Here is a 15,922-nt window from a genome sequence, read left to right on the forward strand (position 1 = left end):
CTATTGAAAACAACCTATTGTTTTGATTGTTTACAATAATTCTACCTTAAAAGATGGTGTCTATCAGCAATGTTTTTGCTGCGATACCCCTCAGATAGCAAATCTGCTATGTCGGGATTGTCAAAATTTTATATATACAGTTTATGCAATAAATGGTTGCGGGATTTATTCATTGATCTGATCCGTAATAGGAAAAACCAATCGAATACTTGTTCCTTTGCCGTGTGTGCTGCTGATTTCAAAGCGTCCCCCGGACTGGCGAACAAAGCCATCAACCTCAGTTAATCCTAATCCAACAGCCAGACGTGCATCGCGAGTGGTAAAGAATGGTTCTGTCGCGCAGGCACGTGTTTCTGCCTTCATACCTTCACCATTATCCCGGACCTGAATTGTGTATTCCTGTTTACTGCTTTCAAATGAAAGGGAAATCGCACCTTTCAGTATTCGTAAAGAATTGGCCTGAATGGCTTCAACTGCATTTTGAATTAATCGGGCAAGACAAAGTTCAAGCTGTCCTCCGTCCAGATATATTTTTCTTTTCTGGTTGGTGGGCGAGATTTCCAAATCGAAATCAATATTGACCGGCACAAGATACTTCAATCGCGCGTGTATATCAGCCAGGCCTGATCCGACTGTGATGGTTCCCGGTCGAAGATAAGCATTCTTTGCAAAAAGTGACAGGCTGTGAGTAATTCCAGATGCTTTTTCGGAAAGCGTAATAAGTGTTTCGGCATTTCTTTGGAGGTTTGGTGAGTTCCCGTTTGTCCCTATATCATCGGCAATAGCCATAATTGTTTGAAATATATTATTGAACTCGTGAGAAACTCCGCCCGAAACCATCCCCAGCAAGCGTAATTTTTCACTGGCGATAAGTTGCTCCTCGCGTTTGTAAAGCATTGATATATTGCGAAACTGCCAAACACAGCCTTGTGGAACATCATTGAATAAAATCGAACGTACATGATAGGCGGAGTTCGGTAGCTTCCAGATCTCGTCGATATCGACTTTGCCATTTGAAGTCTGCCGAAAATGCCGCCTGACCAAATTATCACGGTTCTCCGCATGATCGCGCAACTCTGCCATAGAATGGGCAATGTCACTCATCGGCACTTTACCCGAGGGACAGCAAAGTAAATCCGCGGCAATATGGTTTACAAAACCAAAAGTTGCGTTGTGAGGTATAAAGATCAAGGCTTCAGGAAGGGCATCAAAAATGCTTCTGTAGCTCTCCGCATCTTTTGCTGTTTCTTTGATATGTTCGAAATGCGCAATTTTTCCGCTGACGCTTTTGAGTGCTGCGAGAATTTCGTTATTCGGTCTTGCCGGAAATTCACTGTGGAAAAGCGCCACGTGGCATGAGCCAGGTGGTTTCGGTCTTAAAACACTGCAAACAAGACACTTGTTACTTAGAAGTGCTGCAATCTGGACAGGCAGGCGTATCCGGTGCCGGTCAATCTGTTGAAATTCATGTACTTGTTCTGCCGCCAAATCAGGTGATCGCATTGAGCCACCAAAATCAGTTATGACAGCCTCTGATGTGAGCAGGAGTAGGGGGGTAATCAGTCCATGTTGTTCAGTTGTTTCGATTTTTTCGGTGGGAATTGTTTTGCCTTGTTCTCTCCAGAAAAAGGCAGCCTCGACCGAAAAATGTGACAAATCGCGCCATATCATCTCGACAAACATATTGCGGATGAGTTTTTGAGTAGAAGAATGAATTTGGTCTGTATTCATCTGGTTTCCGGCAGGATTCTATCAAGGCAATCGATGATCACCGAGGGGTGAGTCAGATGTGGCAGATGACCGCTTGTTTTAACAATTTTAAGGGTAAGTTCAGGTATGTGACGTTCTAGATAGCAGCCGACTTCCTGAGGAACAGCGATGTCATTTTCAGGTTGGATTGCTGTTACCGGTACAGATATGCGTGACAGAATATCTCGAAAGTCGGATTGGAAAATGAACCTGGTGGTCTGGATCGCAATATCAGGTCGCATGGTGCGCAAGCTTTGCGAAAACTCGTCTATTATATCCTCCGTTGCCTCGCCTGCCACCAAAGGTACAAAACCTGCGGCCCATGTCTGATAATCGTCATTCATCATTGCAAAAAGAACATCGAAATCCGATTGCTCAAAACCGCCGATATAATCATCATCATTAAGATATCTGGGTGAAGCAGCAATCGTTACAATGCTTTCAAACATCTCAGGCTGCTCAATACTGGCCAGCAGGGACGCCATTCCGCTAACCGAATGTCCAATCATATGGCATTTAGGGATTTGTTGTTCTGAAAGCAGGGACAAAAGATCATCGGCATATGCCCAGATATTAGTATGACGATCCGGATTAAAACTCTTTTCGCCGTTTTCGCCCGCACCTGCCAGATCAAAAACTCCAACATTGTATCTTTGCGAAAGCCAAGGAACAATAAAGCGCCATGCGGTCTGGTCCGTTCCAAAACCGTGTGACAATACTACCGTTGATGTATCTGCACGTTGCTGTTTGGCAGGAGTGAAATGCCATTTGTGCAAGTCAGAAAACAACATCGGGTTCTCCGCCGGTTCTTTCAGATATTCGCGCCTTACGAAAAGAGTTCTGTCGGTTGATAGTTCGCTATCCAATTACACATTGTTTCATTTGGCATTGGATGGCCGATATAAAAACCCTGTACCGTGTCACATCCGAAAGCAGAAAGCAGTTGAAGCTGATCAAGTGTTTCAACACCCTCGGCAACCACCTCAAGTCCCAGTCCTTCGCCAAGAGCGACAATGGTTCTGACAATTTTGGAAGCTTCTTCAGAATGCCCAAGTCTTTGTACGAATGATTTATCGATCTTGATTTCCGAAAAGGGAAGTCGCGCCAGTTGGACAAGAGACGAGAACCCGACACCAAAATCGTCAATCGACAACCGGAAGCCCTTTACACGCATACGCGTAAGCATGTTCAGTGCCATGATTTTGTTATCGCTGGTGCTGCTTTCGGTTAGCTCCACAATAACGCGTTCAGCTGCAATATTGAATTTCTCGCAAGCCTCCGACAATAGACCGACAATATCCTCCCGGTCCAAAAGCCTCGGTGAGAGGTTTATAGAGATATTCAAGTTGTTGTGATCAAGGCTTGCCAGAAAAGCCAAAGATTGATGCAGGACCACTTGTGTCAGTTGCCAACTGTATCCTGCACTTTCCGCAATGCCAACAAAACTGTCGGGTAAAACAATTCCGAGATCGGGATGTTGCCATCGAACCAATGCTTCGAAACCTTTCAGGTTTCCGCTTTTGCAACAAATCTTTGGCTGAAAATAAACCACCAATCCTTTATTCGTGATCGCCGTGAGCACTTCATCTGGCTTGAAGCTGTGCGCGAGCAGTTCAGGCGCAGGTTCCCTCTGTGATAATGAACGGACCGACTGATCGGTTCTATCCCCTTGGCTAAGCAACTGGCGAATAGACGATGCACGGAATGGTTTGGTCAAAACACCAGCAACGTTCAATCCCAGTTCATCTGCAACCTGTCGGGCAGCATCAAGAACCCTGCTGCCCGCGCCACTAGCGATAATAAGGTGGGGGTGTGGTCCCGGCTGGCGCGCAAGCCGTTGAAGTATCTCTATGCCGTCCTGTTTCGGCATAATCAGGTCGATAATAACCATAGCGGGTTTGATCTTTTCCAGACTAAGGAAAAAATCATCAGGGTCTACAGTGGTATGTGCGTTAAAACCTGACAATTCCGCTGCTGATGCGATCAGTGAAAGAATACCAGGATCGTCATCAAGCACAATTATATGTCTTGCATTAGAGGCAGGCATGACTGGTGGTCCGTTTGTTTCGTGAATTTTATCCGGTAACTTTTCTGCCCAGAACTTCACGGATTTTTTCGGCAAGTTGCTGGCGGCGATATGGTTTGCTTAGCAATGTAACATTGGGATCAAGCCGCCCATCATGGATCATCACGTCTTCGGTATATCCCGAGGTAAATAAAACGCCCAGATTGGCACGATGTTCCCCGGCCATTTCCGCAAGTTCTCTGCCATTCATCCCCCCTGGCATAATGATATCGGTAAACAGCAAATCAATTTGCACGCTGCTTTTTATGATTTCCATAGCTTCGGGACCATTTGCTGCTTGCAATGCAGTATAGCCGAGGCTCTCGATCTGGTTGATGACGTGCTGACGGACCATATCGTCATCTTCCACGACAAGAATGGTCTCGGTTCCTGCCGGTGTATCGGACATGGTTAATTCCTCGTTTGTATTTCTGGCTGTTTTCCCAAGTTTCGGAAAATATATCCGAATTGTGGTGCCGTGATTTGGCTCCGAATATACATTGATGAAACCATTCGATTGCTTCACAAATCCAAAAACCGTGCTCAGGCCGAGGCCTGTCCCCGAACCGGGTGGTTTCGTAGTGAAGAAAGGTTCGAAAATGCGGCCCAGCGTTTCTTCATCCATCCCGTGTCCTGTGTCTGATACCGTGATCGTTATATAGTCCCCGGGGGGCATTTCCCGCATCATTCCGGGATCATCTATCTCGACAGTGTATAAACCGGTTTCAATAATAAGTTTTCCGCCGTTCGGCATGGCATCACGTGCATTCAGGCTTAAATTCAAAATGGCACTTTCGAGTTGAGCGCCATCTATCATTGCCAGGTCATCATCTAAAGTTTGATTGATTTCAATTACAATATGCTCCCCAAGAGTTCGGCGAAGCAGTTTTTCCATCCCCCGCACAAGTTTGCCAACACTTTCTGCTTGAGGATGGAGCGGTTGGCGACGGGCAAAAGCGAGCATGTGATTGGTTAGCTGAGACCCTTTTTCCGCAGCGTTTTGAACCATTTCAGCCAGAGAGCGGATATTTTTATCGGCTTTCTTCTGCAAAGTAATAAGTTCGGCATTACCCAAAATAACCGTCAGCAGGTTATTAAAGTCATGTGCGATCCCGCCGGTCAACTGACCGATGGCTTCCAGTCGCTGTGACCGGTTTAACCGTGCTTCAAGGTCCCTTTGTTGTGTTACATCTGCAATCGCACCTATAACACGTGTCGCAAGGCCATCTTCGTTGCGGATGATTTTTCCCCGGTCAATGATGCGCGCAGTTCTGCTATCGGGCGTAATAAGCCTGTATTCATGGCTCCACTTGGATTTGTCGGAATTTATTGTTCGGGTAATTGAAGCAGTCACATGGTCGCGATCCTCGGGATGAATGCGTGCGAACCACTCGGGGCTTCTTTTCACATCATCTGGCGAAATTCCAAAATGCCGCTCTAAACCATCGCTCCACCATGTCTTGTCAGAAGCGATGTCCCAGTCCCAAACAACATCGGATGTCGTTTCGACAATGGCACCAAACCGTTCCTTTTGTTCCGCCCCTGCTATTTCAGCAGTTTTCTGTAGTGTTATATCCCGCGCAACGCCCAAGATGCGCTGAACAGCTCCCTGATGGTCATGCATTATGAAGCTGCGGTCCTCTATCCAGCGTATGGATTGGTCCGGGCGCATGATTCTGTATTGCGCGATATGCGGATTATCAACAATACGTTCAATGTTGATCGGCGGTGAATTTCGATCTTCGGGTAAAATGGCGTCGGCCCAAGCCATTGGGTTGCGGTAGAGCTCTTCGCGAGATCTTCCCCATATGGTCTCGTAAGCCGGACTCACATATAACATTTGCGTACGATCAGGATTGGTAATCCAGAAAACTTCACCAATGGTATCGGTTATCTCCCGGATTTTTCGTTCGCTGTCTTCCAGAGCTTCCAGGCTGTTTTGATGCTCTATGGCGATTGCAACAAGATGGCTGAACCGGTTGAGTAGATCCACTTCATATTCTTTTGGCTCGCGTGAGTGAGAAGAATACAGCGCAAACGTTGCAACAATTTGCCCTTGCGCATTAAAGACGGGAACGGACCAGCAGGCGGCCAGATTGTTGTCTCGGGCAAGTTCGCGGTAATCAGCCCAAAGTGGATCAACTGCTATATCGTTAACGAAAATTGGGATTCCAAGGTAGGCGCAGGTTCCGCAAGACCCCGCATTTGGGCCGTAGAGCTGACCGTGTATTGCCTGATTATAACTCTCGGGCAATCGTGGTCCGGAACCAAAAAATATTTGTCCGTTTTTCACAAGCAAAATAGACGACATACAATCATTTGCTGCGAGGTCCATTGCGTGTGTTATCTCGTCGAGGACTTCCTTTAGGGAGCATCTTTGAGCAATTTTTTCCAATGTTTGCTGCTGGCCATTGCGAAGCTCTTCTTCTCGTTTGCGCTCTGTTACATCCCGCTCAATTGCAACAAAATGAGTGCAGTTACCTTGGTCATCAATGAGGGGAGAAATTTCAAGTTCCAGCCAGAATGGGACTTGATTGCAGTCATAATTTACAAGAACAGAACGAATGGGCGTACGGGCTATAAGCGCTTTGCGGATACGTGCCAGTTCGTTTTTGTCGGTTGCCTTACCCTGCAACAGGCGTGGTGTTTTCCCGATCACCTCGTGCCGCAGGTATCCGGTTTTTTTTTCAAATGCCGCATTAACGTAGATGATCCTCGGACCGGGTTTCTCCAGTTTGTCAGCTTCGGTGATAATAACAATATCGCCAAGAGCCTCGAACGCAGATGCCAGCAAATCCGGTGCGATGGTCATATATACGATCCTTGTTACGGAACATCAGACTGCCTTGAGAGTTTCACATCATGTTATGGCTGCTCTGCTTTTAATCAAGCCATCTTCTGTCAAAGCATCCCGATGTTTACCGACTCTTTTTGTGTCAGTCCTGTCCCAATTCCATATGTGAATTCACATTATCCCTATGGATTAGATCTCTGTAGCTTGGCAAAACCTCATCTCAGGCGTCATATCACAAATATCTTAATTCTTGCTGGAGCCTGAGGATGATAAGTCGACCGATGATTACAAGCGTTTTCCTCGCTTTGGTCGTGTTCACCGTCGCTCTTTTCGTATCTTTTCGAGGGATTTATGCCGAACTTTCCCGGTATGAAAAATCCTATCTCCAATCCAGGGCGGATTACGTATCTCTCGCTATTGGGCGGGTGATGGAGCATGCAATACAAACAATAAATCGTGTTTCTGGAATATTGGCGGTCTATCCGGAAGGTTTTTCCAAAGACAATCGATATATGAGCAGTCTTTTAACACGGATTGATGACAACAGTCATGCAATCGACGGAATTATTGTCGTTGGACCTGATGGTGTCATCAAGACAGGATCATCAACATTTGGTTTTTCCGACAATATTGTTGCCGATTTCCCTTTTTTCGAGGCGCATTTTTCTGAAGGTGTCTATTTGGATGCCACTTTTATTGGGGAGGCTTCTGATTACCGTGAAGAGGATAAGTGGTATATTCCGGTTAGCTATCCTGTCGTAAGTGGTTCGACAATACAGGCCATTATTGTTGCTTTTGTCGATACGAGTTTTCTGGAAGATTCACTTTTCCTGGGATCTGTATATGAAAATCAGGTTGCGCGTCTTTCAAACGGGGATGGTTCATTGATCTATTGTCTCGGAAGGGGAGCCCTTGAACGGCAAGCAAATTGTGAACCAGATATCCTTGATCAGGAAGGAGGTATAGGTTCTTTGGTTTTGAGCTGGTTGGTTCCTGACGGTTATCAAACAACAGTTCAGTCCGATGTAGAATCCGTAGATATTTATGTGATCCTGCATCAACCGGCAAATACGATTCTTCAGTCAACTCTCGGAGTTATCTGGAGGATGGGAATAGTTGCTTTGGTCGGTACATTGACCTTTGGCCTTTGTTTATGGGTTATATGGCGACAAACAAAAAGCTGGAGGGAAAACGAAACACGCTGGAAACGTAAAAGCCGACGGTTGCTTGAGCTGGCAATGACAGACCCATTAACCGGTTTGAATAACCGGCGTTCTTTTGAGATTGAAGCCCGGCGTATTTTGCTCGACAGTGCCAAAAATCAGTTACAGATAGGTGTAATGCTGATTGACGCTGACCATTTCAAGAAAATTAACGATGATTATGGTCATGCGACGGGTGATGTTGTTCTGCGAGAGCTGGCGAAAATGCTTAAGTCCAATACGCGCGACACCGATATTGCGGGACGTATTGGTGGAGAAGAGTTTGCAATTATATCACCGGATATTTCTCCCGAAGGATTGAATCGTCTTGCACGGCGTATTTTGCTTAAAGCCCGAATGTTAACGATAGATTCAGAGGAAGGTGAGGTTTCGCTGACAGTCAGTATTGGAATGGTCCATGTGCCAGGATCGAATATACATCATGACATTATTGATCTGATGTCAAAAGCGGACGATGCTTTATACAGAGCGAAGGAAGCCGGGCGGGATTGTCTTAAAACCGAGAAAATGTAAATCTTGCCTTGTTGTGCTCAGGAGGGAGAACTGATGGCGTACTGTCGGGAAAATGTGGTGAGATATCCTGCCCTGATTATTATTGCTCTGATGCTGCTTCAATTTTTCTCAGAGGTAGCAAGGGCTGATGGTATGCCTGTTTCGGGGGAGTTGACCCTCTTCGGTGTCTCCGGACCTGATGGCCAAACCACCACAAAACTTGATGCCCTGCAATTGGCGCAGTTCCCTCAGCATACTTACTCTGTCGAAACGCCTTGGACAAACGATGAAACCGGTTTTACCGGGCCGCTGCTTAGGGATGTCCTGCAGACTTTCGGTGTAAAGAATACCGAAAATGGGGAGTTAATCCTGCGTGCCCATAACGATTATTCGGTAAGAATACCTCTTTCGGATGTGTTCAAAAATATGCCCATCCTTGCCATGCAACGCGATGGTGTCCTGATGACGATACGGGACAACGGACCCTATTGGCTGATCTATCCTTGGCATCAGGATAAATCTCTGCGCAATGAAGTATTTTACGCACGTTCTGTGTGGATGATCAAAAGTATCTCGATCTCGAATGGCAACAATGCGCAATAAATTTCTGATCGTTGCATTTGTCATGATCGGTTTGGCAATGGTCGGCAATCTGGCGCTGATCGTGCTTAATGTTCAAGCTCAATCACAAAAAATAGACGAAGACATTAATGATCGCGTAGCAGGCACGACGCAGGGTTTGCAGCGCGAGATTATGGCGCTGACATATGAATTGTTACTCACGCATCACGGACATGCATATAGCCCTCAACTCCAGCTCAGGATCGATATTCTCGCCAGTAGATTGGAATTGCTTAATTCAGGCAAGGTTGGTGAAGAACTTCACCAGATTGCCAAAGTGCCAGAACTTCTGACAGAATTGAATAACCGTTTCGAAATTCTCGACACCAAACTCTCTTCCGGGAATGCTTCAGATATTGCCCAATCACATCCCGTCGCTGGAACGGAGGCTCTTTTTATTGCGAACCAGATGGCCGAGATCGCCAGTCAGATAGCTAACGAGACCCAGTACTACAGTGCCTATAAGCATGTTCGTGAGCAGACGGAATGGTCGCGTTTCCTGCGGTCAGTCTATATCCAATTGGTGATAGGTGTCGTAACTTTTGCTGCAATGATATGGCTGTTTGTAGTTTTGTATCGGTCCTATGAATTGAGCCGAAGACTGGCTCAACGTGAGCATGATGCAAAGGAAGCTGAGGAAAAATTCCGGCTCGTTGTTGAAAACATCAACGAAATCTTCTGGATTTCCAACCCGAACAGCGACGCGTTGGTTTATCTCAGCCCCGCTTTCGAGAGAATAGCAGGTATCAAGCCAGAAATTTGTATGGCGGACCCGACCGCCTATGTTCGTTACATTCACCCGGATGACCGCAGCCTATTTTTACAGACTATCAAAGAGCGGGAGCATAACGATTCCGTTATGGAATATCGCTTCGTAAAACCTGACGGTTCAATTCGTTGGGTTGTTGATCGTGCTTTCCCGGTCTTTGGCAGTGAAAATAACCTTCTTTATTTTGTGGGAGCTGTGCAGGATATCACGGAAATTCGCCAAGCCGAACAGGCTGTACAGAAAAGCGAAGAGCTTTTCCGACTGGTATCCGAGGTGACGACAGATGTCATTTGGGAGCGTGATCTCGTCCTTGACAGAATGTGGTGGAGTTCCGGGCTTCTGTCTGTGTTTGGATACAAGCCTGAAGACTTCCAAGATCGACCGGATTTTTGGTGGAGTAGTATTCATTCGGATGATTTTGAACGTATGCGCAAACATGTCGATACCATACTGTCTGGTGAAAAACAGGAATGGTCGCATGAATATCGCTTTCAGCGCAGTGATGGAATTTATGCAAGGGTTCAGGAACAGGGGCAGGTAGTTTCCGGACCAGATGGAAAACCACATCGCATTGTTGGTTCCATTGTTGATGTCACTGACCGTTATGAAATGCAGGAACGTGCGCTGCAATCTCAGCGTATGGAAGCGATTGGCCAGTTAACCGGAGGACTTGCTCATGATTTCAATAATCTGCTGCAGGTTATTCTGGGGAACGCCGAGTTGCTCTGTGAGGAATTAAGCAAGAATGAGCGCCTGTATGCTATGGCGCATATGACACAGGTTGCGGCAGAAAGAGGGGCGTCGCTGACAGCAAGATTACTGGCTTTTGCCCGCCGTCAAGTCCTTGAAGTATCAACGATAGATATTGGTAAACAAATTGAGGCCACGCTACCGATCCTCAAACGTACGCTGCCTGAAAACATTATCCTGCATTATCATCCATTCGAACGTCCTTTGGTGTCGCAGATTGATCATACCCAGCTTGATAATGCTGTTCTAAATTTGTGCATTAATGCCCGTGATGCCCTGCCGGGCGGAGGCAACATCACGATAAGTGTGAAAAAGTCTTCCCTGAAATCAGGCTTTGATGACGAAGACCCTCAAAGATCAATGCAGGATAGTGCTCTAATCACCATTGTTGATGACGGTTGCGGTATGACTGAAGATGTTCGGCAGCGCGTGTTCGAGCCCTTCTTTACGACCAAAGAGTTTGGCAAAGGTAGCGGCCTTGGTCTCAGCATGGTTTATGGTTTCGTCAAGCAGTCGGGAGGGCATATAAATATTGTTTCTGCTGCAGGTAGGGGAACGAAGGTTGAGATATATCTACCACTTTCTGGTGGTATCATACCTAAGACCTCACCGTTTCCGGCATGATTTCTATGGTTTGTTGGTACGACCTATATTGAACCAATGGAGGTTAGAGATTTTCAGTTATGATTCGAAATGGCTATCTGGGAGAACTTTAACAGCAGCCGGAATACACATGGAAAACTTGGGCCTCTGTCGCAAATTTTGGGGTTGTTGACAGATGTGGCTACGGGGGGCATCCCGTGAGATTTCTTCGTAGCCAGTCTTGGGTGGGTATAGGTGGTATAGCAACCATCCTTGGCGTGGTGCTATCGTTCGTGGTGCATTTATCCGCTTCGACAATAGAAAAAAAGCACCCTGCAAGAGAGCATCCCGAAACCTCATGGATTAGCGACGAGATTTCCATTCGCGTAAATGAGTCATGGATGGAGAATGAGGGAGAGAAAAGATGGTAAGCAGGTTTAGTGACGAAAAGAATAGAAATCAGCCAAATCGGGCCCGGCAAGTTTGGTTGATTTTGGTGGGTAAAGCCATGAACCGTCAAACAGTCACGTATAAACAGTTGTCGGAGCTGATGTTTGGCAAGACTGCGGCAGGCGTTTTAGATAAGATTTTGGGGCATATCGCCTATTATTGTGAAGACAATGATCTGCCGCAGCTGAACGCAATTGTGGTGAATAGTAAGACGGGTGTGCCTGGTGACGATATACCGCTTAGCTCGTTGGACATTCACGAGGTCCGTGAAAAAGTCTATCAGGAAAACTGGTACGATATTATCCCGCCCCATGCTGATGAACTAAAGGCTGCATTCAAGCAGGCATCACTCGGCTATTGAGAAAAAGTCCACCCTTTAAGATACTCAGCTCCGAATAAGGGAGTTTGAATAAATATGGCTAGATGCACTGAAACACATGAAACGTAGGCTTGGAAGATTCGACGGTCCGCACGTAATTGATGTCCATGTTGCAAAACGCATTAAAATGCTGCGTAAGGTCTTGGGCATCAAGCAGCGGCAATTGGCTGATCTATTTGGAATTTCTCCCCAACAACTCCAGAAATTTGAAGCTGGACGAGACAGATACAAAGCCAAGCATCTTCATTTGTTGTCGCAGATGTTTGGTGTGGAAATTGACTTCTTTTTTGCGGGCATTCCCGACGAAATTGCAAATATGTCACGTTCGGAACGTGACAAATTCATTTCAACCGTGAATCAAAAATCAGAAGTAAAGAACTCAAGCGCAATTGAAGCAGTATTCATTGACAACATTTCTCGTTTATCTGAGCAGCAGCTTCTGATGGTGAATGAGAGAATATCCCGGATGACGGTTGAATAGGCGCACACTCGGTTTCATTCGATCTCTTGTGCCCGGCCTTTTTGTCGATTTAGCGGTTTATCATCACCATCAATTCCGACCTTCTTAAGGGAGGTTTTGACCCCATCAATCTGTCCAGATTTCAGCATATCCCCGAACGACATGTAGTTACGCTTTTTGTCCTGATCAGACAGGGGAGGGGACAGCAAATCGGCGTCGATGGCGATTGCTGCTTTCTTCGCGTGGTCCAGAGGTTTGTTTTCGACGGCCATATGCGCATCCATAGCGGCAATGACAATCTTCCGATCGGGATTAAATCTGCGTAGAGTTTTTCCGACGGCTTCAAGATTTTCCGATTTCACTGCCCAGACAACCGGCTTTTTCGTCAGACGGTTGAGCTCGATGGCGCTGATCAGGTCATCGGCCATCAAAATAGGATCGTCGGGGTCTTTTGATATTCGCCCCCCGATAACATGATGGAGACCTTTATCGTCACCGGTGCCGCCCAGAGTTTCAACAGATCCTTTTTCATTAATGCGGTAGACGGCGGAAAGTCGGTTTCCACAGTCTCTGAGAGGGATAAGGACATTTCCGGTATCATCCACTCGGAAGCCTGCCCACGCCTTATATGAGCCCATGTCATTCCGCGCAGAAACAACCCTCTTGTCTGGCCGGGACGCTTGTTGCCATGCCAGCCACCCATCATCCCCAACAGGGACGGCCATTTCATTACGCAAGGCAGTCATTGATGGCACTGTCTCAGGATCTGGCCGAACTTCCGCTTTCCAGACATTCCGGTGTGTTGTAACCGTGCGGTTCTGAAGGTTGCCCTGATCATCACGATATTTTTCGACGACCTCGACTTTCTTCTTTTCGGCGATATCAAGTGTGATCCAGTCGCCCGGTTTTGCTCCGGAGCTATTGACGGCACCGGCAATATCAACACCCCAGACGTAACGTTCCGTTCCATCCTGATCCTGCAGCTTTACAAATTCGGATTCCGATTTGTCAGGGTCAAAGTTGTAATGATCACGACCCATATCCATCAGACGGGCTGCTGATCGAGATGGTTCATACAAGGCATATTCCTTGAACGTATCCGCTCGTGTCGGCCGAACGATCAGGGCTGCAAATTTGTCGGCCGCTGCCCTCTCCCCAGGCCTTTCCTCTTTATCCAGGGCAAGAACAATATTTGCTTCGCTGTATCGTAGGCGGGTCTGTTCAAGGGCAGTTTGCCAGTCGTCAGGTGTTTCGGGGACGACAACAGGGCAACGTGTTGCCCGATGGATGGCCGCTGCATCGGCATAGTCAAGCGCAACGATCACGGTATCCTTCTCGTCGCGCCATGCGGGATCGATCACATGCGAGAGCGCAATATTATCGATCGGATCAAAGACGGCTCGTTGATTGCCTTTTTGATCGATCAGGATGACGTTTTCCAAACGGCCGGAACGATCTTTCAATGGAACGGCGACCTCACCATCAGGCGTAAGCTTGACACCGTAACCACGAATGCCGGCAGATTTTAGCCAGGATGAATTGCCGGGGGTCGCCCATTCCGGGCAGGCATCCCAGACGAGAAATGCCTCGTCCTCTGTCGCACGGGCAAAGGCACGGCGAATTTCCGTTTGATCGTCCTGGTTCGGCATCCGAACATAACCGATACTAGGTAACTTTGCGTCGGTCTTTCCTGCGACAACCGGTTTGATCAAGGGGCTGGATTTGCGATAGCGTCTTATCACCAGCTGCAGCTCGCGAGGATCTGCGACAATGACGACAGGGCGTCGGGTTGCATCATGAATCTTTACCGCATCGGCATAATCGGCCGTGAAGATCACCGGCCCGGAATTGATCTGTTTTCTGGTGTCGATGATGTGTGTCAGCCCGCGTGCCTTGATATTGCCGATCGACATCATATTTTGTCCCGGGGCATATATGCGGACTGCCTGCATAAAACCGTTCTCGTCCTTAAAGGGGACGAGAAGGTTGCCGACGTCATCCAGCCGGCATCCCCGGCCGGTTGAGCGTGTATCTGCCAGCCAGTTTAAGGATTTTGCATCCGCCCACTTTCCGGCTTCACGCCACGCGGCAAGGGCAGGGGCTGCGAGTTTGGAAACCGGTGTCGGTCGATCATCGCCAAATATCAGATGTATGAATTCCTGCTGGGCGATCAGGAACACCATCGCAAGCGGGTCGCGATAGGCCTCACTGAGCAGAAACAGTTTCCAGTTTGAAATCGTTCTCGACAGAAGCGTACTGCGACGATGAAGAGGTTGCTGAATATTCAGATATCGTCGCCATAGCGGCGACATGCGGGGATGACGCATTGTTGGCCGACGCTTGTAGCGTCGTTTTGGGTGAGTAGGGAGGGTGGGTTTGTTATCTGTTTCTATGACCGGGGGAACAAAATCTCCGAGCTTCTTTTCCAAGGCGGATTTGCTCATGCCACGATCGAGCGCCGATGCCTTCATGCCCTGACCATCCGGGCCGACCAGAACAAAGCCGTTACCGCGCTTTTTTAGCTCGATGTCGTGTTCGGCAAGAAATCTGTGCAGATCCTGCCAGGCTTCTGCGCCGTTGATTTTATCAAGCAGATCCTCGCGATGTTGAAGAACATGGTTCTGGAAGCTTTCCTGCCATGTTTGCGCCTCGAAATCGCGAGCTGAAGGAGACAGTTTTGGACCCTGCTTTTCTCTCTGGGCCATGCCCCGGTCGATAAAAAGGCCATATTGCTTTTCCAGTTTTCGAGAGACGCGCTCGAGCAATTTGAAATCCCGGAATGGATTGACGACCTGAAGCGTGCGGGGATGGATCTTGTTAAAGGCGATATGCATGTGGAAATTGTCGGTATTGATGTGCGTACCAGCCACATACTGATGTTCGGCGAAGCCGAGGCCTTCGGCATAGGCCGAAGCAATATCCTTCAGATCCTGTTCGGAGAGCCGTTCTTTCTCGCCCGGCCGGAACGAAACCATCATGTGATATGATTTGTCGGTGACTTCGGGCTTCATCAAGCGGACGGCATAGACCTCGCGCAAGGCCAGTTCGAGATCATCCAGCGTCTCGCCGGCGCCACAGTTCTCAATCCAGAATTTATCCAGTTTTTCTCCGGGCTCTTTGGCCGCCGCTATGTATTCGGCCAGTTCTTTGTAGTTATCGGGAATGTCCGGTCTCTTAGGGATTTTCTTGGCGATCATTTCGCACCACGCCCGATCGTGCGATCGATCTTGCGCACAACATCTTTCAATTCGTCCTGGGTGGATTTGATCGCGGCGGCCAAATCATCGTATTTGCGCAAAAGATCGGCGCTTAGCGGTTCATCAAGTGCGATCTTCAGAAGGTTTCCTAGGCGGGCAAGATCGGCATTGACCTGCAGCATATCAAGGATCGCTTGGGCTGCTTCAAAATCCCGCTGTGCCGGCAGGGGACTATTCATCAACAGACGTCGCAGCACTTCTGAACGATCGAGACGTAATTGCAATGACAACTGATCCAGTCTGGCGCGTTCTTCATTAGGCAGCGTCACCAGAAGCCGAGGTTTTTTGGTCGCCACGGGCGGTGTCCTGTTAAAGCCGATAGAGCAGAATG

The 15,922-nt window shown here is 47.7% G+C and carries 11 protein-coding genes; 5 read left to right on the forward strand and 6 right to left on the reverse strand.

Annotation, left to right across the window (positions count from 1 at the left end):
- Positions 1–165: 165 nt before the first annotated feature.
- From LG297_RS00910 to LG297_RS00925, 4 genes are read right to left on the reverse strand one after another with little or no spacing between them, the layout of a single operon-like run.
- Positions 166–1,731, reverse strand: a complete 1,566-nt coding sequence (locus LG297_RS00910; RefSeq protein ID WP_404424212.1) for an ATP-binding protein — start codon at positions 1,729–1,731, stop codon at positions 166–168.
- Positions 1,728–2,540 (reverse strand): alpha/beta fold hydrolase, encoded by an 813-nt coding sequence (locus LG297_RS00915; RefSeq protein WP_404424214.1) that lies wholly within the window; start codon positions 2,538–2,540, stop codon positions 1,728–1,730. The genes LG297_RS00910 and LG297_RS00915 overlap by 4 nt, the downstream gene beginning before the upstream one ends.
- 35 nt (positions 2,541–2,575) lie before the next feature.
- On the reverse strand, positions 2,576–3,856 hold the full coding sequence (locus tag LG297_RS00920; protein ID WP_404424216.1) for an EAL domain-containing protein: 1,281 nt from the start codon (positions 3,854–3,856) through the stop codon (positions 2,576–2,578).
- Positions 3,825–6,626 carry a PAS domain-containing protein gene (locus LG297_RS00925; RefSeq protein WP_404424218.1) on the reverse strand — a complete coding sequence of 934 codons (2,802 nt, stop codon included), beginning with the start codon at positions 6,624–6,626 and terminating at the stop codon, positions 3,825–3,827. The genes LG297_RS00920 and LG297_RS00925 overlap by 32 nt, the downstream gene beginning before the upstream one ends.
- Before the next feature lie 263 nt (positions 6,627–6,889).
- Here LG297_RS00925 and LG297_RS00930 point away from each other — a divergent pair, with 263 nt between their 5' ends.
- The 5 genes from LG297_RS00930 (at position 6,890) to LG297_RS00950 (ending at position 12,355) form a co-directional block, all read left to right on the forward strand.
- Positions 6,890–8,344 (forward strand): diguanylate cyclase domain-containing protein, encoded by a 1,455-nt coding sequence (locus tag LG297_RS00930; protein ID WP_404424220.1) that lies wholly within the window; start codon positions 6,890–6,892, stop codon positions 8,342–8,344.
- A gap of 33 nt (positions 8,345–8,377) precedes the next feature.
- Positions 8,378–8,926, forward strand: coding sequence for a molybdopterin-dependent oxidoreductase (locus tag LG297_RS00935; RefSeq protein ID WP_404424222.1), 549 nt, complete (start codon positions 8,378–8,380; stop codon positions 8,924–8,926).
- Entirely contained in the window at positions 8,916–11,087 is a 2,172-nt protein-coding gene (locus LG297_RS00940; protein WP_404424224.1) for a PAS domain-containing protein, read from the forward strand. Before LG297_RS00935 ends, LG297_RS00940 begins: the two co-directional genes overlap by 11 nt.
- Positions 11,088–11,469: 382 nt before the next feature.
- The gene (locus tag LG297_RS00945; protein ID WP_404424226.1) at positions 11,470–11,856 is read left to right on the forward strand and encodes a hypothetical protein; all 387 of its coding nucleotides are present in this window, start codon (positions 11,470–11,472) and stop codon (positions 11,854–11,856) included.
- Between the two features lie 76 nt (positions 11,857–11,932).
- On the forward strand, positions 11,933–12,355 hold the full coding sequence (locus LG297_RS00950; RefSeq protein ID WP_404424228.1) for a helix-turn-helix domain-containing protein: 423 nt from the start codon (positions 11,933–11,935) through the stop codon (positions 12,353–12,355).
- A 14-nt stretch (positions 12,356–12,369) separates the two neighbouring features.
- On the opposite strand, the gene traI is transcribed toward LG297_RS00950, so the two are convergent.
- Together traI and LG297_RS00960 are read right to left on the reverse strand one after the other, a co-directional pair.
- Positions 12,370–15,531 carry a TraI/MobA(P) family conjugative relaxase gene (gene traI, locus LG297_RS00955; RefSeq protein WP_404424230.1) on the reverse strand — a complete coding sequence of 1,054 codons (3,162 nt, stop codon included), beginning with the start codon at positions 15,529–15,531 and terminating at the stop codon, positions 12,370–12,372.
- Positions 15,528–15,887, reverse strand: a complete 360-nt coding sequence (locus LG297_RS00960) for a conjugal transfer protein TraJ (protein ID WP_404424232.1) — start codon at positions 15,885–15,887, stop codon at positions 15,528–15,530. The genes traI and LG297_RS00960 overlap by 4 nt, the downstream gene beginning before the upstream one ends.
- Positions 15,888–15,922 lie beyond the last annotated feature (35 nt).

Source organism: Thalassospira australica, assembly GCF_044790785.1.
GTDB classification, from domain to species: Bacteria; Pseudomonadota; Alphaproteobacteria; order Rhodospirillales; family Thalassospiraceae; genus Thalassospira; species Thalassospira australica_A.

Excerpts from the sequence above, each read along its gene's own strand:
- LG297_RS00910 (WP_404424212.1), bottom strand. The coding sequence starts at position 1,731 with ATGAATACAGACCAAATTCATTCTTCTACTCAAAAACTCATCCGCAAT.
- LG297_RS00915 (WP_404424214.1), bottom strand. The coding sequence starts at position 2,540 with ATGTTGTTTTCTGACTTGCACAAATGGCATTTCACTCCTGCCAAACAG.
- LG297_RS00925 (WP_404424218.1), bottom strand. The coding sequence starts at position 6,626 with ATGACCATCGCACCGGATTTGCTGGCATCTGCGTTCGAGGCTCTTGGC.
- LG297_RS00930 (WP_404424220.1), top strand. The coding sequence starts at position 6,890 with ATGATTACAAGCGTTTTCCTCGCTTTGGTCGTGTTCACCGTCGCTCTT.
- LG297_RS00935 (WP_404424222.1), top strand. The coding sequence starts at position 8,378 with ATGGCGTACTGTCGGGAAAATGTGGTGAGATATCCTGCCCTGATTATT.
- LG297_RS00940 (WP_404424224.1), top strand. The coding sequence starts at position 8,916 with ATGCGCAATAAATTTCTGATCGTTGCATTTGTCATGATCGGTTTGGCA.
- LG297_RS00945 (WP_404424226.1), top strand. The coding sequence starts at position 11,470 with ATGGTAAGCAGGTTTAGTGACGAAAAGAATAGAAATCAGCCAAATCGG.
- LG297_RS00950 (WP_404424228.1), top strand. The coding sequence starts at position 11,933 with ATGAAACGTAGGCTTGGAAGATTCGACGGTCCGCACGTAATTGATGTC.
- traI (WP_404424230.1), bottom strand. The coding sequence starts at position 15,531 with ATGATCGCCAAGAAAATCCCTAAGAGACCGGACATTCCCGATAACTAC.